Annotated in this window: 17 protein-coding genes and 2 pseudogenes; 11 read left to right on the forward strand and 8 right to left on the reverse strand. The window is 32.9% G+C overall.

Translation table 11 applies throughout. The features are described from left to right. The first annotated feature begins 193 nt into the window (after positions 1-193). Positions 194-1,507: a DUF6271 family protein gene (locus AC5LXV_RS13735; protein ID WP_493466788.1), complete on the forward strand. Its 1,314-nt coding sequence runs from the start codon at positions 194-196 to the stop codon at positions 1,505-1,507. 459 nt (positions 1,508-1,966) lie between these two features. Here the strand turns inward: AC5LXV_RS13735 and AC5LXV_RS13740 are convergent, their stop codons facing one another. Then, the gene (locus AC5LXV_RS13740) at positions 1,967-2,308 is read right to left on the reverse strand and encodes an NAD(P)-binding domain-containing protein (RefSeq protein ID WP_493466789.1); all 342 of its coding nucleotides are present in this window, start codon (positions 2,306-2,308) and stop codon (positions 1,967-1,969) included. A 612-nt stretch (positions 2,309-2,920) separates the two neighbouring features. Between AC5LXV_RS13740 and AC5LXV_RS13745 the strand changes: the two genes are divergently transcribed. The 3 genes from AC5LXV_RS13745 (at position 2,921) to AC5LXV_RS13755 (ending at position 7,287) form a co-directional block, all read left to right on the forward strand. Next, positions 2,921-4,096 (forward strand): HlyD family secretion protein, encoded by a 1,176-nt coding sequence (locus AC5LXV_RS13745; RefSeq protein ID WP_493466790.1) that lies wholly within the window; start codon positions 2,921-2,923, stop codon positions 4,094-4,096. Positions 4,097-4,104: 8 nt separating this feature from the next. Next, positions 4,105-5,634, forward strand: a complete 1,530-nt coding sequence (locus tag AC5LXV_RS13750) for a DHA2 family efflux MFS transporter permease subunit (RefSeq protein WP_493466791.1) — start codon at positions 4,105-4,107, stop codon at positions 5,632-5,634. 834 nt (positions 5,635-6,468) lie between these two features. Then, positions 6,469-7,287 carry an AraC family transcriptional regulator gene (locus AC5LXV_RS13755; RefSeq protein WP_034883111.1) on the forward strand — a complete coding sequence of 273 codons (819 nt, stop codon included), beginning with the start codon at positions 6,469-6,471 and terminating at the stop codon, positions 7,285-7,287. 28 nt (positions 7,288-7,315) lie between these two features. Here the strand turns inward: AC5LXV_RS13755 and AC5LXV_RS13760 are convergent. Then, positions 7,316-8,096, reverse strand: a pseudogene (locus AC5LXV_RS13760) (KilA-N domain-containing protein). Positions 8,097-8,702: 606 nt separating this feature from the next. Between AC5LXV_RS13760 and AC5LXV_RS13765 the strand changes: the two are divergent. Next, the gene (locus AC5LXV_RS13765; RefSeq protein WP_493466792.1) at positions 8,703-8,846 is read left to right on the forward strand and encodes a hypothetical protein; all 144 of its coding nucleotides are present in this window, start codon (positions 8,703-8,705) and stop codon (positions 8,844-8,846) included. A gap of 529 nt (positions 8,847-9,375) precedes the next feature. Further along, positions 9,376-9,765, forward strand: coding sequence for a hypothetical protein (locus AC5LXV_RS13770; protein WP_493466793.1), 390 nt, complete (start codon positions 9,376-9,378; stop codon positions 9,763-9,765). Between the two features lie 127 nt (positions 9,766-9,892). Here AC5LXV_RS13770 and AC5LXV_RS13775 read toward each other — a convergent pair whose 3' ends face one another. From AC5LXV_RS13775 to malX, 4 genes are all read right to left on the reverse strand, one after another. After that, positions 9,893-10,135 (reverse strand): hypothetical protein, encoded by a 243-nt coding sequence (locus tag AC5LXV_RS13775; protein ID WP_493460331.1) that lies wholly within the window; start codon positions 10,133-10,135, stop codon positions 9,893-9,895. Further along, positions 10,113-10,358 (reverse strand): IS3 family transposase, encoded by a 246-nt coding sequence (locus AC5LXV_RS13780; RefSeq protein WP_493468004.1) that lies wholly within the window; start codon positions 10,356-10,358, stop codon positions 10,113-10,115. The genes AC5LXV_RS13775 and AC5LXV_RS13780 overlap by 23 nt, the downstream gene beginning before the upstream one ends. Before the next feature lie 518 nt (positions 10,359-10,876). Continuing rightward, on the reverse strand, positions 10,877-12,061 hold the full coding sequence (locus tag AC5LXV_RS13785; RefSeq protein WP_493466794.1) for a MalY/PatB family protein: 1,185 nt from the start codon (positions 12,059-12,061) through the stop codon (positions 10,877-10,879). 69 nt (positions 12,062-12,130) lie between these two features. Then, complete coding sequence (gene malX, locus AC5LXV_RS13790; RefSeq protein WP_493445154.1) at positions 12,131-13,711, reverse strand: maltose/glucose-specific PTS transporter subunit IIBC; 1,581 nt, start codon at positions 13,709-13,711, stop codon at positions 12,131-12,133. 183 nt (positions 13,712-13,894) lie between these two features. Between malX and malI the strand changes: the two genes are divergently transcribed. Next, positions 13,895-14,893 (forward strand): Mal regulon transcriptional regulator MalI, encoded by a 999-nt coding sequence (gene malI, locus AC5LXV_RS13795; protein WP_034883107.1) that lies wholly within the window; start codon positions 13,895-13,897, stop codon positions 14,891-14,893. Positions 14,894-15,635: 742 nt separating this feature from the next. Further along, positions 15,636-16,421: pseudogene (locus AC5LXV_RS13800) on the forward strand (tyrosine-type recombinase/integrase); the annotation flags it as partial. Here AC5LXV_RS13800 and AC5LXV_RS13805 read toward each other — a convergent pair. Beyond that, complete coding sequence (locus AC5LXV_RS13805) at positions 16,383-17,177, reverse strand: phage tail protein (protein ID WP_493466795.1); 795 nt, start codon at positions 17,175-17,177, stop codon at positions 16,383-16,385. The pseudogene AC5LXV_RS13800 and the gene AC5LXV_RS13805 overlap by 39 nt on opposite strands. Before the next feature lie 594 nt (positions 17,178-17,771). Continuing rightward, positions 17,772-18,107 carry a hypothetical protein gene (locus AC5LXV_RS13810; RefSeq protein WP_493466796.1) on the reverse strand — a complete coding sequence of 112 codons (336 nt, stop codon included), beginning with the start codon at positions 18,105-18,107 and terminating at the stop codon, positions 17,772-17,774. A gap of 488 nt (positions 18,108-18,595) precedes the next feature. Here AC5LXV_RS13810 and AC5LXV_RS13815 point away from each other — a divergent pair, with 488 nt between their 5' ends. Genes AC5LXV_RS13815 through AC5LXV_RS13825 form a run of 3 tightly spaced genes read left to right on the forward strand, consistent with a single transcriptional unit; the run spans position 18,596 to position 21,348 of the window. Next, the gene (locus tag AC5LXV_RS13815; RefSeq protein WP_493466797.1) at positions 18,596-19,792 is read left to right on the forward strand and encodes a LuxE/PaaK family acyltransferase; all 1,197 of its coding nucleotides are present in this window, start codon (positions 18,596-18,598) and stop codon (positions 19,790-19,792) included. 30 nt (positions 19,793-19,822) lie between these two features. After that, the gene (locus AC5LXV_RS13820) at positions 19,823-20,164 is read left to right on the forward strand and encodes an iron-sulfur cluster assembly scaffold protein (RefSeq protein ID WP_493466798.1); all 342 of its coding nucleotides are present in this window, start codon (positions 19,823-19,825) and stop codon (positions 20,162-20,164) included. Then, entirely contained in the window at positions 20,164-21,348 is a 1,185-nt protein-coding gene (locus AC5LXV_RS13825; protein WP_493466799.1) for a cysteine desulfurase family protein, read from the forward strand. The genes AC5LXV_RS13820 and AC5LXV_RS13825 overlap by 1 nt, the downstream gene beginning before the upstream one ends. The last annotated feature ends 18 nt before the right edge of the window (positions 21,349-21,366 follow it).

The raw sequence follows: 21,366 nt of genomic DNA on the forward strand, positions 1-21,366 counted from the left end.
CCTCGTAATGGATGGATGGTATGGATTACTATCCCCCAAATATGTAATTCTTTACCCATTAAAACATAGGTGGATAAAGCTCATTACCAGATGGGGAGCTAAGGATTTTAAATATTATGTGTTTGGAAAATCATTTTAAATATTATCGTTTGTTAAAAAGTTAATTATTAGTTCAATTAACTAAGGAGTAACAATGAAATCAGTATTTTTTATACCAACAAATAGAAGTATTAAAGATAGTGTTAGTAGTTATATTAAGGAGATTTTATACGCAAATGATGTCTTGCAAGTTAATATTCCTTTAATTGTAGTTGAAACCAATGAATTTTCATCTATAGAAAATAATGAAATTATTAAATCATTAAAAAATCAATATCCAAAATTGAATATTCTACATCTATCTGTTGATGTACAGAAAAAATACTTTAAATCACTTTTTAAAGGTATGGATGATGATTTCTATAAGATTTTTACTTATACAGGTACCGATTATGCTACTGCCATGAATAAATTAGGTTTATTTGCGTGTTCAATGGGGGCTAATGCCTATCATAGAAGAGATTCTGATACTTGTTTGTTATTTGATAGAAGGAGTGAAGCTAGGGAAGTCTATCCAATTGAGTATGAGTTAAAGTATTTAGGTAAACCAATAATGGAAATAGTTAATGACTTGGATATCAAAAATCTTAAACAAGATATAAACAATAAAAGACGAATACTTGTGGTTGGAGGGAATTACTTAGGTGAGTGGAATCTTGATGTAAAAGATTTTGCAAAAGTGTCGTATGACTATGTTTATAAAATATATGAACTACTTGGTTTTAAATCTGAGCATATTATTGATATTTGCGATGATATATTCAAATTAGAGCAACCCGTTCCTCAAAATGATGTTATTTCCTTAGTTACTTCTGTTGACGATGGGTGTAATCCTGACTGTGGTAATGTTAGTGTCTATCGACTATTTGAGTTTCTACCAAACTTACCTGGTAAAAATACATTAGCAGCGGATTATTTCGCTTTTGATACCTCGACTGCATTAGGCTACCCATCTGTACATCATACTAGACCCGTGTTTCATGATTATCATGATGAAAGATTTGAGTATGATAAAAAACTAAAATATTGGTATGGGATGTTAAAATTTGCAGATTATTTTTCATTATATGGAAGTATCTATAATGATAAGCTTATTGATAACTTTTGTGATTATGATGATTGCTTCGTTTCTCAACAAATGTGTGAGTCTCTTTCTGAAAAAATAGCATCATTTGCTTCTAATGATACTAAAAGAGAAGAGCATATAATCAGAATTATTGATGAAGTATTATTAAAATTCGATGAAAATTATTCAAAGATAGGACAAGAATTAAGGAAAGTCACTGCAAAATGTATTGCCGAATGTAATGAAGAATACTTCTTACACGTTAAACTCTTAAAAAACTGGAGTAAAATCATAGTACAGGCCAAGAACATTAGTTTAATGGATTTTATTGTTGATCATTAAGTAAAATTAATATGCTGAGGTGCTGTTATGAACAATACAAATAATAGAGAATTTGAAATTGCAATAATAGGAATGGGGTATGTCGGTTAACCTCTTTCCCTTGAATTTTCTAAAATTTATAAAACAATAGGTTTTGATATTGATAGCAAAAAAATCGAGAGATTAAAAAAACATATAATACTTCAAATATGACCTACTGTAGCGATGATTTACTTAATTCTAATTTTTATATAATTGTTGTTCCGACTCCTATTGTTACAAGGTATAAAATTTCGTTTCCTAAGCCAACGACCTATAATGCTTCGAGAGTCAGAATTTAAAATAGACAATCTTTTTAATAAAAGTAATGTGTTTATTCCAAACAGTTCTTGGAGAGTAAATGAATGAGGAAAGCCACAAAACAAAGTTACATTATGTGTTTCAGCTAACTCTTTAGCAACTTGACGGCCACCAAAACCATCACCAATTATTGCAAAATTTTTTGAAGACATTTGTTGGATTTTGATACTGACCTATTGCTAGGAGCTGTATCTCTGCTGGAATATCTCTGGAAATATCAAGAACATTAACTTTCTGATTTGCCCCTGTTGCATTGACCAAACACTTTGCTTGAAAAATTTCTCCATCTTGAGTTTTTAAAGAATAAATTTGATCATTATATTCTACAGAATATTCATTTTTATTTAGCAATACATGTAATTTGTTATGTTGAGGGTAAAACTCTAAGTAATCAGCCATTTCATGCTTATCTGGATACCCTTTTTGATCACCAGCCATAATTAAATCTGGTAGCTGATTCATTGCTCTTGGTGTAAACAACCGCATACTATCTGGTCATCTACGCCAGACGTCTCCTATACGTTCATCTCTTTCTAATATAAGAACAGTGATATTTTTTTAGTCAGAAATGATGCTAAACACTGTCCAGCTTGTCCAGCACCAATGATTACACAGTCGTAAGTCATGAATTTTATCCTCTAATTGATATATGTTGGATGAGCACATATCATATTCAAAGGTTATTTAATTGAATAAACTAGCTATATTAAATCTCTCATTCTTTTTTTTAAATGAAAATAATTGTCAAAAAATAAATAACTATTTGAAATATAGAGAGTTAAATAACTCAATAATTTTCTATAAAATGAAGTCAGCTTATTTTTTCAAGACAATATTACTCACCCATTTATACAATGCCGTTGACTTTTCACAATCTAATAACCAAACAAGAGATGAAGTAACATAAATAAGGAAGTGGCTATGTCTGCGAATTTTTTACTCGGTTGTGGGGGTAAATATATTACGGGTCAAACTCTAGTTATTGATGGTGGAATGTCTGCTTAATGAAATAGCATTTTGTGATGCTGTTCATAGAAGCAATGATTAAAATAAAAGATGTAAATGGAGTGTACGATGGAAAACAACACCGATGGCCGACAATTCAATGGTTTAACACGATATAAAAAATTGATTATTTTATCTGTTATTTTCCTGGTTTCAGGGATAGGATACTTCATTTTTTGGTACATGTTTTCTCGGTTTACAGAATCTACAGATAATGCGTATGTTATGGGAAATCAAATTCCAATTCATACTCAAATAAGCGGAGGAATCTCCTCCATTTACGTTGATGATAATGACTTTGTGAGAAAAAAAGATGTTATCGCTCAATTAGAATCAATTGATGCTGAAAATAATTTTAGTTATGCAAAAAATGAATTAGCCAAGGTAATAAGAGAAATTCAACAGATCCAAATGACAACTGAAAAATTGTCAGCAAGTATTCAATTAAAGCAAGCGACATTAGATAAATTAGAAAAAGATTTAGCTCGGAGAGAAGGCCTTTGGTCTCGTAATGCTATTTCAAAAGAAGAAATAGAGCATGCTAGGCAAGATGTATTAATTGCGTTAAATGACTTAAAAATTTCCAAGCAAGAGTTAGAAATTAATAATGCCCTATTAATGCAGAATTCATTATTAGAACAACCACGTATTCAGCAAGCCATTTCTAAACTAAAGGAAGCTTGGCTTAACTTAAAACGAGTAACAATTGTTTCCCCTGTCACTGGATATGTTTCGAGGCGCCAAGCCCAAGTTGGAACACAGGTTAATAGAGGAGAACGATTATTAGTTATTGTTCCTTTGGATCAAGTTTGGGTAGAAGCTAACTTTAAAGAAGTTCAATTAAAACACATTCGAATAGGACAAAAAGTTAAGTTAACTAGTGATTTTTATGGAGATGATATTAAATTCGACGGGGTGATTACAGGAATTGCTATGGGAACGGGAAGTGCATTTTCGTTATTACCAGCACAAAATGCAACAGGAAATTGGATTAAAGTAGTTCAGCGTTTACCTGTTCGTATTGAATTGAATAAAGAGCAAATTAAGGAATATCCATTACGGGTAGGGTTATCTATGTATGTAACAGTGGATACCAGTGATGTAAGTGGAAAATTACTTACTGATATTTCACCTCAAGAAATTAAATATCAAACAGATGTACTTGCTTACGACTTAGATGAATTCGAGCAACTAGTACGAGAAATTATGCAAAATAACTTAATTTTAGAGAGTAATATTCAGTGAATCATAAAATGTCACCATTATATCTATCAGGTGCAAAATTAATTGGGCTTATTGTTGCATTGGCAACAGTGGCCTTCTTACAAATTTTAGATTTAACAATTGCCAATGTAGCTCTCTCTACTATTGCTGGAAACCTAGGAACATCAAGTAGCCAAGCAACATGGGTAATTACATCATTTGCCGTATCCAATGCCATTTCAATTCCTTTATCTGGATGGCTAGCTAAGTACTTTGGGGAAGTTAAGTTATTTTTGTTTTCAATTTTGTTGTTTGTTTTAGCCTCTTGGTTATGTGGTGTCTCCAACAGCCTTGAAATGTTAATTATTTCACGAGTACTACAAGGTGCGGTTTCTGGGCCAATTATTCCTCTTTCACAAAGCTTATTATTAGCTAACTCACCAGATTCCAAAAAAAATATGTCTTTAGCAATATGGTCGATGACTATTATTATTGCTCCCGTCTGCGGGCCTATTTTGGGTGGATGGATAAGTGACAATTTATTTTGGGGCTGGATTTTTTTACTAAATGTGCCAATTGGTCTAATAGCTTGGATAAGTACTAAAATATTATTAAAAGGACGAGAAACAGAAATAAGTAAATCTCGAATAGATACTATCGGGCTTGCTTTATTAATATTTGGTGTTGGTAGTTTACAACTTATTTTAGATAGAGGGAAAGAACTGGATTGGTTTAATTCATCTGAAATTATTATTTTATCTGTGATAGCGTTAGTAACACTTTCTTTTTTTGTTCTTTGGGAAATGACATCGAATCATCCTATTGTTGATCTATCTTTATTTAGATCAAGAAATTTTACAGTAGGGACGATTTGCATAAGTTTGGCATTTTTGCTACATATAGGGACATTAGTTATGCAACCACAGCTATTACAACGAGTTTTTGGTTATACTGCAACGTGGGCAGGATTAGCATTGTCTCCCATCGGTTTAGTTCCTATTGTTCTTGCTCCAATAGTCGGTCGTTTTGTTCCTTATTTAGATATGAGGAAGCTTGTGACTTTTGGTTTCATTGTTTTTGCTTTGTGCTTTTTTTGGAGAGCTTACTCGTTTGAGCCTAATATGGATTTTTCGAGTTCTGCATGGCCCCAATTTTTTCAAGGATTTGCGATAGCTTGCTTTGTTATGCCTTTGAATATAATAATTTTAACTGATATACCTTCGCACAAGTTAGCGGCAGCAGGAAGTTTATTTAATTTTTTTAGAACATTATCTACTTCCATTGGTACTTCTTTAACAAATTCATTATGGGAACATCGTGAAGCAATTCATCACAACCAACTAACTGATCTAATGAATCAAAATATACAAACGCTAGAATACACATATCGGCAGTTTCAGTTGCAAGGTTTTTCTGAAACTCAAGCTTCGGCAAAACTCGCACAAAATATTACTAATCAGGGGCTGGTAATCGCAACCAACGAAATTTTTTGGCTATATGGAATTATTTTTCTACTTTTAATCATAGTTGTTTGGTTTGCAAAATCAACCATTACATCAAAGAATGAAATAGAAAAATAGTTGGTTATATAACCACTTAATTAATAACAAGATTATAATATTTTGAAAAATAAAAATGAACTTCACAAACTTTATTGATCGGATTAGCTACATGTAATGTACATGTTTTTTTCTTTGTTTATACCTATGCAAAAAATATCTTCATATGAAAGTGTAATACCAGTTTAGCTAAACGCCTTATATAAACGCTCTTGGGCTGAAAATACTAAAGTAATGTAATGTGTTATGTCCATTATCATGTCACTGGGAGTAGGACATTTTAGGATCGTTTGACTTAAATCAATTGCTTTTTGCGTGACATTATTTTTTCTATATCAACTCCTATGCTTTCAACCTCATTTGAGTGTTTTATTGTAACCGCAGTTACAAAATTATTAGAGTGAGATATTGAACCAGCTATGTTTTTAGGTCATAAAATGGCTCCGTTGGAACTTTTTAGTCTCCAATAATATTCTCCCTTACGCAATAAGTTTTCTAATGCCGTAGCAGAACACACTCTACCAGCTGAGAACTCTATTTTTCTTCTTACTGGAAATTATTGAATATCTTTTTTTAATTTTAATGGTAAATCATCAAAATTATTAATATTAAAATTATCTACTGATAAATGGCCAAAAGATTGCGAAATATTTTGAGATCCTATAATAAAATTTTTGGTGATAGGTTTAAAATAGCCAAAAATACGTTTGTATTGTTCTTGATTAACTTTATATATGATGTGTGTTATCCTTTAGTTAGTTTTAGTTAATCGAATTACGTATATATAGTCTTTACATATGGTTTGTGTTACTGTTTTCGATGGCAAGGATGTTTATTTAGCAAGGATAAAATATCATGTTAGACAATGATTTGTTAGTTAAAGTGCACCGACAAAATTTATCTACATTGCTTTTTATAAACAATATCACGACGGATTGGCATCGTCACCCTTCTCTTCAATTGACAATATCATTGCACAATATGTCTTTTGAGCTAGAAACACCAGATGAAAAAAAAGAGGTGTTTGGTTTTATTATTCATTCAAATGTTCCCCATAAACTGCGCGCACCAGATGTCTGTTGTATTAATTTGCTTATTGACCCAGAAGATCCCTATTATCACTTATTATCGCATTTTACTGAAACTAATCCTGTTTATTTTCTTACTAAAGAAGAAGCATTAAAAATTGCCAGTTATTTTATGAAGTCTGTTACTATTAGCCAACCATTTGAGCTTTATCACGTCTATAAGTTATTATGTGAGTCAGATCCTAATTGTTCATGTGATCAAGATAACCGCATTAATAAAGCAATCTCTATTATTTCATCATTACCCATAAAGCAAATTTCATCGAGGGAAATCGCCGAAAAAATACACCTTTCTGAAAGTCGCTTTCTTCATCTTTTTCGTTCTGAGTTGGGTATTAATTTCAGGGGTTACCTATTGTGGAAAAGATTGCAGGATGTAATTGATACACTCGACTCCCATACAACGCTGACAAAATTAGCCAATGATATGGGATTTTCTGATTCGGCTCATTTTAGCAGAACATGTTTATCTAGTTTGGGGCTGAGACCATCACAACTCAAACGAGCTTTAATAATTGATAATAAAGACACTATATGCGGAAAACATTACTGTTTGTACAGCGTATTTCAGGCATTACATACCTAAAATACACTGTATTATCGTTTATATACTACTAACTGAATATAAGATTCTTCGTTTCAGAAATATTGACCAAAGATTGCAATTGATTAATCGCAATACCATTGAGTTGTATCAAGCGTTCGCAAGCACTTATACCTTGATGAATTAAGACTGAGTTAATACTTTCCAGATTAGATAAAACGACTAATTGCTCTAATGTAGTAACATTACGTATGTTTCCTTTTTTGATCAGGATTGGCTTGTCGCCATTGTGCTGCTGTCATACCAAACAAAGCCATATTCAGTAAGTCTGCTTCACTGGCATACACTTTCTCTGTCTGTGCATTTGTTAATTGTATCGGAAGAAAGTGTTCTTTAATGGCATCTGTATGTATGGGGTAATTGACCTATGCCAAAGTACGTTGGAAATTCCATTCCAGTGACATTACTTTGGCTTCTTCATCTTTAAATCTTTGAAATTCTCTAATTAGATAAAGCTTGAATTCAGGGCTGAGCCATGAGCCGAACTCAAAAGCAATATCTTTATGGGCATAAGTGCCACCGTAACAACCTACCTTGGCTTGTAGGCCAATAGCTCTGGTGAGATCACTCCATTTCTTAGCAGAGATGTAGAAACTGTTTCGACCTGCTTCATTTTTAATTCCCTCAAATTCGAGGGAATTAAAACAGCAGTTATTAATTTTTTCCCATACACCTAAAAATAGTACTGTGTCTTTATTTTTCAGCCATTACTCAATTAAAGCACTACCACCCTCAATGTTTTTCACCATATCAGTCAGTGAAATATAATCTTGCTCATGATTGTTTGTAATCGTAACGGCGTTCCTTGCACCACAATACTACGGCTTTTCTTGGTGTTTCCAATTGGCAGATCAAAAACGCCTAATGGGTTTGATTGGTTCAACTTTATCAGTATATTTAACAAACTCAACAAAGAAAAGCTAAAATAGTTAGCCAATAAATAATTTGAGACACTCAAAATTTAGGTTTAACTTTGATTAAAAATAATATTATTTTACTCAAAATAAGTTCTATATTTGAACATCCAACAAAACGTCCAATGGGATTTTATGGAAATTTTTTAACGTATAAATATGATTAATAATCAATATGATAGATTTAGTGACGGGTGGCTTTTATTTTTTCTGCGCTTACGCTATTTATTTTTATGGCAGAATCCACTGCAATGTAATAGAATCCACTAAAATCATGATAGTCATGCGGTTGCGTGGATTTTTTTATTTCCACTTTTTTATTAATCTTATACTCATCCAGAGTAATTCATTTCAATCCACGCTTTGAACGTGTACCAAATCGTCCACCTAAAAAATACTCGAACTGTGTTTTATTTTTTTATTAAATTCAGGTATCTCCCTTTGCATAATTCAACATATTAAAAAAATGTTGGGGAATTATTCATGGCAAGATTTATTGAAAAATTGACAAGTTTATCTGTGAAAAAAATAAATACAGCTGATTGTTATGGCGATGGCGATGGAGAGGACTTTGGCTTTGCGTTAGAGAATCAGGAGCCAAATCTTGGATATTTCGTTTTAATTTAAAAAAGAGAGCATTGAATGAGACTTGGCGCTACATATACTGTTTCTTTGTCTATACAAAAGATGTGTTAATTTGACAGCACCGTTTGTTCGGATAACCAATACGCTTCACCAAACCGTTCGGATAAACGAGATGGGGAAATAAGATAACTTTGTATGAATAAAAAACAGGAATAAAAAAATCATGCTTGTTGCCAAGGGACGACCGCGGCAAGGTTGCCATCAAAAAATGAATCGCTCTTAACAAACAAGGTTTAGCGTACACTTTTTAAAAGCGTTGTACCTATTATTGAGCTTTGATTAAAACACAAAAAAGACTGCATCAACCTGTAAAATTAGGCTTTTTTAGGGAGTAGACAATAACAGATGATTGATATAGAACTATGAATTTAAACCTTTTTACAATAAATAATCTGCCATCATTTATGGGGTTCTTTAACTAATTTCAATAGACTAGTTTTTCATCATTCTGATAGAATATTGGCATATCCAAATAATAAAACTTAAAACAATTAAAAAGGAATAGAAAGGGATGAAACTAATACGATTAATGGGTGATGGATTCGAACCCCACATACTTAAAGAGGGTGAACAGGTAATCTATGCAATTTATGTCCAATCTGGATTTATGGAGCGCAGCTTTGCATTTAATATTTGCTACACCGATTTTGCTATTTTACTTTCAGATGACTACCGAAGCGCCATCCTCGAAGTTGTGGCTCATACATTAATACAAAGTTCGACTGTTATAGGAGGTAAACCTTTTACTCAACATGATTTCGATAATCTTATTAGGGATACGCTTTACTCCTCATTCAAGGATTTACAGACATTTATTGCTCAGGTAGATCGTGAACATCGTATTGGTATTAAGCATTATGCGAAAAAAATTATGGATAGGCGCTTTGCCAAAGCAGTGTAGAAAAAATGTGCTGAACAGTCTAAAAATAGGGAAAGTAGCCCCTTCTGCTATCATGCTTTCAGATAAAAGGATTTTACGTCTAAAATTTTTGATATATAAGCGGGTATCAGTTTGTTTATATCTCTGTTTAACCACCAACCACTTGCGAATAAAAAACTAAATCAGGAATAATTTTTTTTAGTTGATTAAAATAATCTGTTCTCAAAATTAAATCACAACCTTCTAATTTAGCTATATTTGCATTTGTGCCATCAAAAGAATCTTTACCAATCAATTGGTCTCGCCATCGCCTAAACAGTAGAATAACCTCACCTTCATTATTTAATGCTCTTAAACCTTTTTTATAATCATCTAGCTTTAAGTTTAGCATAAGCAATTACGGTATATTTTGATTTCAATGATAATGCTTTTATGACTTTAGCCACATCACGACGCGATACAATTATACCTTGATTTGACAACACTTTTTGTATCCTTCGCCTACCATAAGATTGATAGCTACGATTAAAAATAGATTGAATTTCTTGTGCATATTTTAAAACTTTTTTCTCAAGGTGCGTTTTGCACTGATAATAAAAGTAATGCCTTGCTATAGCTAAACATCAACACAACCAACTCAATGAATGGCGATGTTGATTTGATTGTATCACTGCGATTTTCGTACCATTATCAGTGCTGCTTGCTTTAGGATATCGTTTTCCATCAATAACCGTTTATTCTCTTTGCGCAGGGCGAGTAACTCATTATCTTCAGTACTTCGATTATCTTTAGTTTGGAATGAAACTGTTGGGGGAGTATTTTATTATCCATCTAATGCTGAGCGTTAACTCATACTATAAAACTCATTTATTACGGGTTTTACCTTCTTGATATTGCGTTATCATCTACTATTTAAAATCATCAGTATAGGTTCGTCTTTCTCGTTGTTTTATTCTCATCGTATTTTCCTTTTTTAGAGTTGATTATCTTATCCCTTAAAAAAGTTGTACGAATTAGTGTAGCCTATCCACTAAATAATTCTATTGAATCTTGCTGATGTTCCCCTAAATTTTATATTTTAGGGGAACAATCTTTGATGCATGATTGTTTATTATATAAAAACAATTTAATATTATTCTAATGCCTTGATTGCATTGATAATTGCATTTACACCTGTTTCGACCTTACTACGCGGACAACCAATATTTAAACGTAAAAATTGATTTCCCTCAGGCCCATAGGTATAACCGGGCATAATAGCAACACCTTGTTCATGGATAAGGTTTTCTTGCAATTTTATATCATCGATGTTGAGTTTTCTTAAATCGATCCAAGCCAGATAAGTTGAATCAGGTATTGCATAATCTAGTTGTGGAAAAGCATGATTCAATTGTTTGGCAACAAAATCTAAATTGTTATAAAGATAGTTTTTTAATTCATGTAGCCAGATATGCCCTTCTTTATAAGCTGCAATGGTAGCAACAAGTGAAAGCACGGCAGGAGAGGAAACTCCATCACAGGCCTTAATTTGATTTAGATAATTTTCTCTGGTTTTTTCGCATTGTATTAAACCATAAGCACCAGTTAAAGCCGGAATATTAAAGCTTTTCGACGCTGATGATAAGACCGCCCAACTATTTTTTCCATATTGACACCATGGATTATGAGAGCCTTTCCATACCATATCCATATGGATTTCATCACTAATAACATTGACGTGGTATTTTTCACATAATGCCACGATGATCGCTAATTCTTCTTTTGACCAAACTTTACCTGTTGGATTATGAGGATTGCATAACAATAAAATTTTCACCTCTTTTTTCGCCAGTAATGTTTCAAGGTAGTTCATATCACAATACCAGCTATTATCTCTTTTGATTAAAGGGCAGGCTTCTATTTTACGTTTGTTACCAATAATTGTTTTATAAAATGCGTCGTAGGCAGGAGTATGAACGACAATACTGTCATTTTGTTGACTCCATAAGTTGATTAATTTTGCAACCATATAAATTACGGACGGGCCGTATACAATCATATTGGTATCAATTGTTGCATTAAATTGTGATGAGTACCAATATTTGATTGCATCAAGGTATTCTTCATTTTGCCAACGACTATAACCCAGTACACCATGGCTAATACGTCGATGTAATGCCTCTTCAATACATGGAGCAATTCTAAAATCCATATCAGAGATAGTAAAAGGAACTAAGTTAGCGATACCGAAACGGTCTTGCACATAGTCCCATTGTGTGCACCATGTACCTTTACGATCTATCGGGGTGTTAAAATCAAATAAGTTTGACAGAGCCATTATCGTATTCCTGTGTGATCTAAATAATAGTAGTGATAAATTGACATTATCACTACCTAATTTCACTATTTATTGAGTCAAATATTGTTGCAATTCATCTTTAACTAACTGAACTTGTGGACCTATCACGACTTGCAAGTTATGTTCATTAAGACGAACAACCCCAATGGCTTTATTGGCTTTCAACTTCTGATCATCAACAATGTTAATATCTTTAACTGATAAACGCAGCCGAGTAATACAGTTATCTAAAGAAACGATGTTATCTGCACCGCCTAATGCTTCTAATATTTGAGCTGTATTATAGCCTGATTTGCTTGTGGTTGTTTGAGCATTGGTATTATTGTCGTTTTTACTTTCTACCTCTCGACCCGGTGTTTTGATATTAAAGTGTAAAATGAAGAATTTAAACACAAAGAAGTAAACCACAAACCAAACAGCTGCAATAACAGGAACCCAGTACCACTTTGTACTTGTACCATGTAAAATACCGAATACGACAAAATCGATAATGTTACCATCAGTATTACCAATTGTTACATCAAGTAACGACATTACCATAAAGCCGATTCCGGTTAATAAAGCATGTATCACATATAAAACTGGAGCAATAAACAGAAACAAAAATTCTAATGGTTCAGTGATACCACCTACAGTACAGGCTACAACACCAGAAATGAGAAGTCCTTTAATTTTGCTTCTATTCTCAGGTTTAGCACAAACATACATTGCTAATGCGGCGCCAGGTAGCCCGCCTAGGAATGATGGCATTTTTCCTTGGGATAAAAATCGCGTCGCACTTTCAGAAAACCCAGTTGTTGTTGGGCATGATAATTGAGCTTGGAAAATGGTTAATGCGCCACTTACTGTCTCATTACAGACCTCCATAGTGCCACCTGCATCAGTAAAACGAATCAACGCAACAAGGATATGATGCAAACCAAAAGGTAATAATAAACGTTCGCCTGTACCAAAAATAAATGGACCAAATGCACCAGCACTATTAACAACATAACCCAAACCACTAATAGCTTTTGCAAAAAAAGGCCAAACGATAGGAACAAATAAACCTACTACGCCTAAAGTTAACATGGTAATAATCGGCACAAAACGATTACCACCAAAAAAAGCTAATGCATCCGGTAGACGAATTTTTCTAAAACGTTCATGTAAAAAATATACTATAATTCCTACAAAAATAGCACCTAAAATACCCGTATTAATCGATTGAATACCAAGTACAGATTGAATGTCGTTGGCTCTTAATATATTAGGATCGGTTTGCGGTAAAATACCAACTATAGTAAGGTAGAAGTTAATACTTAAGCTTAATACGGTATAACCAACAAAACCTGAAAATGCAGCAACGCCCTTATCTTCTCTAGCGAGCCCTAAAGGAATGGCAATAGCAAACATTGCAGGAAGAAAACTAAATGAGAATGATCCTATTTTGCTCATCCAAGTAAAAATAGCAATACATACGTGATTATCTAAAAAAGGTAATAGTTCTCGAACATCTTGGCTAGCAAGTGAACTGCCTATGCCTAGCATAATTCCAGAGAAAGAAAGTAGAGCGACTGGTAACATAAATGTTTTACCAAGGCTTTGAAAAAATTCCCAAAAAGTGACTTTGGTTGCTTTATTCGTCATAATTTTACCTAAAAGTTAAATGATTCCACTTAAATTAACATTTTCTTTACATTTAGGTAAAACGTTTTATCAAATATAAATGAGATGTATGTCACAAAATTAGAAAATATATTTAACTGTAGGAAATTTAACTTAAAATGACTAAAATAATTATCAGATCTGAACTTAAGTGAATTTAATACGATGCGGAAACCCACAATTAATGATGTAGCCAAACATGCGAATGTTTCTGTTACTACTGTTTCACTCGCATTAAGTGGCAAAGGGCGAATATCTGATGTGACTGTTCAAAAAATTAATCAAGTCATAGATCAGCTCGGTTATGTTCGTAATAAAAATGCAGCAAGGTTACGCAGTGGTCAATCGGCAATTATCGGTGTTATTGTTCGTGACATCAGAGATGCTTTTTATGCAAGTATTATTACTGGTATCAATGAAGTTTTCTCAAAGCAAGATTATATTCTTTTTTTGTTGCAATCAGATATGACAAAAGAAGGATTATTGAAAAGCGTCAATTCACTCATTGAACAAGATGTATCGGGCATTATTTTGGGGTATAGCGGAATACTAACCTACGATATTAAGACAATAACTGATAAGCACAAAATTCCCTTAGTCATTGTTGCTCAATCAAGTAGCTTAAGTAATATCTCGCAAATTTGCTCTGATAACCGATTAGGCGCAGAATTGGCAACAGAATACTTTATTGGCAAGGGATATCGTCAGATAGCTTATTTAGGAGGAAGAACAAATTCATTAACGCGAGCAGAACGTTTAGCCGGATTTGGTCATATTCTTGCAAAACATGGATTAAAATTTAGATCTGAATGGATAATACCTAATGAACGACCAGAATTATTGGATGATGTTAGCTTTTTGCTAAAACAGCATCCCAACGTTACCGCTTTTTTGTGTCATGATACGTCTGCAACCCTATCTTTAATTTTAAGTGCATCTAAATTTGGTCGAACAATTGGTAAAGGGGGATTAGTGAGCTATTTGGAACCACAAGTGGAAATAATGAGTTTCGCTACTCAAGCCGAAATACAGATGGCAAAAAATTTAATCAGTTACGTCGACAATAAACCGATTGAAATTGGTCGTCAAGCCGCCTATACGTTACTGCGAAAGCAATTCACTATTGAGCAAATTATTATCTCACCTGAATTAGTTATTGATTAGTAAGTATTTTTCTCATAAGTTTTTTATTTTTACTTTTTATGATCAAGTCTTATGCTATTGAAAAGCACAACAAGCTAGAATTCAAAAAATAAAATCAAAAAACCACTTGATGCTATACATAAATTGTCATAAGTGGTGATTTTTTATTCATCGTTTTTTTTATTAATGTCTACTTTCTGTTTATTAACCTTTGTCTGAAAATAATAACATCTTAATCTAAGATTTGTTCGCGTTGTTTACGGTATTAGATGAAAATACTGTAATAAATATGCATAAAAACTCAAGATTAACACTTTATCATTAAGGTTGCTAAGAATATAAATAAAAACGCGGATCTGATTTGGATTAAATCTTTAATTATCATGTGTGATACATTATTCAGTGGTCAACAATCGCAGATTACTATTAATATGTCTGATTTTATTTAAATGGATAACTTACTGACATTGTTAATAAATAAAATGGCATTAAAAGTTTGTCACCTAAAGATGATCAAGCAAGGATTAGCAGAATTTTGCTGGTTTAGATTTTTTATTGAATATTTTAGGGGGATAGTTACAGACGAACGCTACATAATCAACAATCGTAACGAGCATAACTATGTGTTCTAACTAACTAATATAAAATGGATGAAATTGCTGATTTTATGGTTTTCAATGAGGCAATAAAACATTGCGCATTAGAAATTAATAACAGGTTTTCTTTGTTTTAGTGCAAAATGTCCACTTTTTAAGTGGGTACTATGTTTTTCTTATCTAAATTATTCCAATCAAACAAATTAAAAACCGTTAATCTATGGTTAGATGAATATGTCAAAATCTTAGCTGAGCGTGAGTTAAAACCGAAAACCAGAGAAATAAAAGCTTATCTTATTAAAGTTATTCGTCGAGAAATTGGCGAGCAATTAGTAAAAGTAATAACACCTGCCGACATAGCGAAAATTATTAAAATCTATACAGACCAGGACAAGGCTCCTTCTGCTAAGAATATGTATCATCTTTTAACGGATGTGTTTAGGGAAGCCTACGCCCAAGGTTGGAATGATAAAAATCCTGTCGACCCAATAAAATGCCCAAAAGTCGTGGTGAAACGATCGCGTATGACCTTAAATGAGTTTAAAAAAATATTAAACGAGGCAGAAAAAACAGATAACAAGGTTATGCATAAAGCAATGATGCTAGCGTTGGTAACCGGCCAAAGGCGTTCTGATATAGCAGTGATGAAAAAATCTAATGTCAAACGAAACCACTTATTAATTGACCAATACAAAACTGGCGCCAAAATAGCATTATCTGTTAAATTAGAGTGCAAAAAAATTGGCATGTCATTACGGGATATTATCGATTCCTCAAAAAATGATTATTTAATTTCTATTAATAATAAACCGATTAAATTAGAAAGCATAACCAAACAATTTGCGCGATTACGTGATAGAACGTTCAAAAGAAGTTATTGGACTGGTACACCTACCACATTTCATGAAATTAGATCACTGGCCGAGCGTCTGTATCGAGAGCAAAACATAGATACAATGACCTTGCTCGGTCATAAATCTCAACAAATGACTGATAAATATAATGATAATCGAGGTAGAGAATATAAAAAATTGAAGGTGAGTAAATCCACCTACCTCATAAGTAGGTACCCCAGCCTGTATTTTTTTTATTGCCGGCAGAGCATTAATATCATTAGCGGTTAAAGTAACATTTGATTTCAACTCATAACCATTAATTTGAGTTATTTTTGGAACCAGTTTGTTTAACTCTTTTTGTAGTTCTTGTTGAGTATGCGCCTTGTGATTTTGCATCGTGGTTGATAATAAATCATCGACATATTTACGAGTAGCGAGTACCACAGATGGATCTATTTTTAACGCTACACAATCAACATTATCAACGATAATGATCATTCGAATAACCTGGGTTCGACCACTGCCTTCAGAAAGTTGCGGTTTATAAGTTGCCGGACAATTACCTACAGCAATTAAAGTATTATTCTCATCGTATAAACCGATTTCATGAATAAACCATCCCCCTTGATTTTCCGGAATAACTAATTCCGCAATAATTTGATTGGGATTTTTTTCATCAGTAGTCAATGAATTAAGTGGTGCTTGATACACTTCATGAATAAGGCTAGTTTGAGAGGCATTTGGTGTAGTCGCACTACCATTGCCATCCCCAACAGCCATCTTAGTTAATTTGAGCGGTACACCTAAAGCAGTAGCATTAGCCAGTAAAGCTGCGCCTTGTTGGGTAATTAAGGTATAAAATTTTTGACTCATATTTTCATCCTATAAATAAAAAATCGAATCGCTAATGGGGCGATCGAATGAGCTGATTGTGTTTGTTTCAAATATCCAATTTATGAATAAATTAGCAAAGTGCATTGGATCTGCATTTCATAAAATGGCTTGCTAAAGATAATGACACAGTTTAAAAAAGTGAGTTAACGAATGGATTTGTAAGCCAAATTATTACAAACAGACAAGAAACCAAATCGCTAGGACGACAAAATATGAAAAAACTTTAGATAAATTAACTTGTTTTTTATTTATAAGTTAACGCTATTTTGGTTAGTTTTTGAAAATAATTGCAGAGTCTATACTACTTTATGGATATTGAGGGGATGAGAAACATAGTCCTGTTCTGGAAAAAATGGAGAAAGATGTTAACTATAGCAAAGCTGTTTCGGCTACATAAGTTATTTTTAAAGGTAATTGGCTCAATGAGCTTAGATTCACCACCGAGCCTGTCACCATTACTACTAAAAAAGCCTAGCTAATTATCCAACTTGCGAAATGGAACGCATAATTAGCAGATGATTACAGCAAATCTGTGAATTAAATCGCAGACTGGAAAAAAACTACTCAAATAGATCAGTTTGTATTAATCTCTTTCATAATTTTATCTAAATATTCTCTGTTTTCCTTATTTTCCCTGCCTTTGCCTTGTAATGACTTCTTATATTCATCGACAGTTATTATTGAATTTATTATTATTGAGTAATCTATAGTTGAAACATCAAATTCAATAACATATTTACCATTAACCAAATAAGTAAATATTTCAGCGTACTGATCGAAATTTTGATAGATAAAATAGGCAGAAGTTAATTCACCAAATTCTGATAAGAAAAACGGAAAAATTATTTCCTTTTCCAATTTATCTACTTTATGCAAATTTGTCTTAATTAACTCATCCTTGTTAATCATAAAAGCATATCTCCTAATATCGCTATAATTAATTTACCTGTTTTATCTGTAAGTATTATAATAGTTTAAATTAGTTTTTGCTCACACTTATCAATTCAATACTTTTAATAAGAGTAACAACTCGCTCTTCAATCTTCTGGTAAATACTGATGTTGCTAACACACCGTCTTGCTTACCTAGCAACAATAATTAGACAATTATAAATAATATGTTTTGTCCTAATTGATAAATATTAGGTAATCCTTTATTAATTTGATGATTGTTAACTTGAATAAATTAGCTAAATTCAAGAATTCATTGCTGTTTAAAAATGAAAATTATTATCAAAGCATAAATAATTAGTTGAATTATTAATAGTTAAATAAAGTAATAATTTTTTTTATAAAATAAAATCAGCTTTTTTGTTCAAGACAATATTACTCACCTATCTATACAATACCGTTAGCTTTTCAGAATTTAAGAACCAAACAAAAAGTGGAGTAAAATATATGGAAAGTAACATAATTAAATTATATAAAGATATACAGCAACAAGGTTTTGACCCATTAAGGCTTTTGATTGCCGATGTTGATAGATTATATAGATTACCAACATCAGAGCAAAAAGCTCTGAAATTATGTTTAATTAAGGATGCGGTTGCCCATCATTTCGAAAATAATCCCTATTATCGAGAAATTTGTGAAAAACAGGGGGTTGTTCCATCAGATGTTAAAGTTTTCGAAGATTTAACCAAAATTCCACTAATTCCAGTTTCAGTATTCAAATCTGGAGATAATTATAAGTTATTGAGTAAACCTCTTCAGGAAATTGAACATGAAATGCGTTCGACTGGTACAAGTGGTATACCAAGTGTTTATCGACGTTGTCATTACACTATGACGAATACGGCTTTCGCCGTGGTATCTAATTATCGTTCAATGTTTCAAATATCAACTGGCGCTGGACTTTTCTTGTGCCCATCTCCAGAAGACTTACCTGAAATGGCTATGGTGAAAATCTTCAATTTTTTAGCAGGTTTATTAGATACAACTTATTTCGCATTAGGTGAGAATTATAAGTTTAATGCTGAAGAGGCAATAGAAAAATTAAATAGTTGGCAAAATAAGTTTTCTCGACACATCATTGGACCGCCATTTTTGATCAATCGCTTTATCACTTATCTAAAAAATCACAATATTAAATTAAAACTCGATAGCCAGAGTTTAGTCATTATGATGGGCGGTTGGAAACGATTCACCGGGGAAATGATATCTAGAGAGCAACTCAATGCAGAGATTGAAACATGGCTAGGTATTCCTCGTGCAAATGTACGGGATATGTATGGCATGGTTGAAGCCAATTTTATGGCTATTGAAGATGAATATAACCACAAACATGTACCTCCGTATATTCACTTTTCAGTTAGAGATCCTAATGATTTGTCAAAAGAGTTACCTGATGGCGAGACCGGCCTACTTGCTATTTTCGATCCTCTTTCGCGTTCAGTGCCAGTTATGATTCAGACTGAGGATTTAGTGTTTATTCGTAAAGATGAAACTAAATCTTGGCGAAATTCGCAACGTATTGAATTTGTAAATCGTACTCCTGCTGCAAAAGAGTTTGGTTGCTGTGCTGTCACCCTAGAAAAAAACATGTCTAATAATGAAGCTTGTGAGGGGAATAGCAAGTCATGCTGTCAAAATTAATATGAGGTAAACATGTTTAATCAAATTATTGTGGATAATTTTTGTAATCCAAAATATCAAGGAAATATCACAGACCCAGGGATTGTACTAGCACTTTCTAACCCGGTATGCGGTGATAAGGTTGACATATTTATTAACTACAATAAAGCAGAAGATAAGTTTGAGCAGGCTCGATTTCAAGCATGGGGATGTACAACATCCCTCGCTATGGCCAACATTTTTTGCAAATATATTGAAAATACCCCTGTGTCTCAAATTAACACAACTTCAAACGATGACATTCGACAACTATTAGGAACACTTGAACCGTCACAACAACATTGTATTGATATGTTAATCAGTTTGTTTAGTCAACTAAAGGAAAAGATTTAATGGACTTATATTTTGATCACAATGCAACAACGCCCTTAAGTGATGCAGTGAAAAAAGCCATGATCGATGCGATGAGCTATTATGCAAATCCTTCCAGTCCTTATCAACTCAGTAAAATACCACGAGAAATTGTCGAAAATGCGCATCAACAATGTGCAGATTTACTTGGTACCCAACCGAACAATATTGTAATAACATCAGGAGGAACAGAGAGTAATAATCTTGCTATAAAAAGTATTTTATCACTCTATGCAGAATGTGATTTGAAATCCATTCATGTGATTAGTACCAGTATAGAGCACCCTTCAATTCTTGAAATTTTGTACTTTTTTGAAAAAAAAGGCTTACAGTTGACATTATTATCCCCCTCTAATGAGGGAATAATTGATGTTGCTGATATTGAAGCCAAAATACAACCTAATACAAAGTTAATTTCAATGATGGCTATTAATAATGAGACCGGCGCTATTCAAGATTATGCAAGAGTAGCTCGCCTTGCTCATGAAAAAGGTATTTTTTTTCATATTGATGCTGTTCAAGCTGTTGGCAAAATTAAAATAGAACTGAATAAATTACCGGGTGTATCAACATTGTCCTTTTCTGGACACAAATTCAATGGACCTAAAGGTATCGGAGGATTATTTGTTGCAGAAAATATATCCTTAACCCCTTTACTACATGGAGGAGGTCAAGAGAAAGGATTACGCAGTGGAACGGAAAATACTATCGGATTAGCTGGTTTAGCAATAGCAGCCCAAGAGGCAAATAGCCAACTAATTTCAAGGTATCAACATTATTTGCAATTGCGAAATCGGCTTTTAGAAAAATTAAGTTTGCTAGCTGTTCAATATGATATTAATGGCAGTAAAAATCCTGAATATCAGGCCGCTTGGACAATAAATCTAAGTTTTAAAAATATCCGCGCCGAATCTTTGGCCAGCAGATTGAATTTGCTCCATGGTATATCTTTATCCTTAGGTTCTGCTTGTAGCAATAATAAAAAGTCACATCGTTCTTACGTCCTTTTGTCAATGGGATTATCTAATGAACAAATTGATGGCGCTGTACGCATTAGTTTGGGTAATAAAACAACCATTGATGAAATAGATATATTAGCAAACGCCATTCATTTGGAAATTTCTCATCTGCTTTCTTTATCAGGAAGAGCAATTGAAACATATTAAACTAACAGAGGAATACTA

Source organism: Gilliamella sp. LMG 34359 (assembly GCF_984569085.1).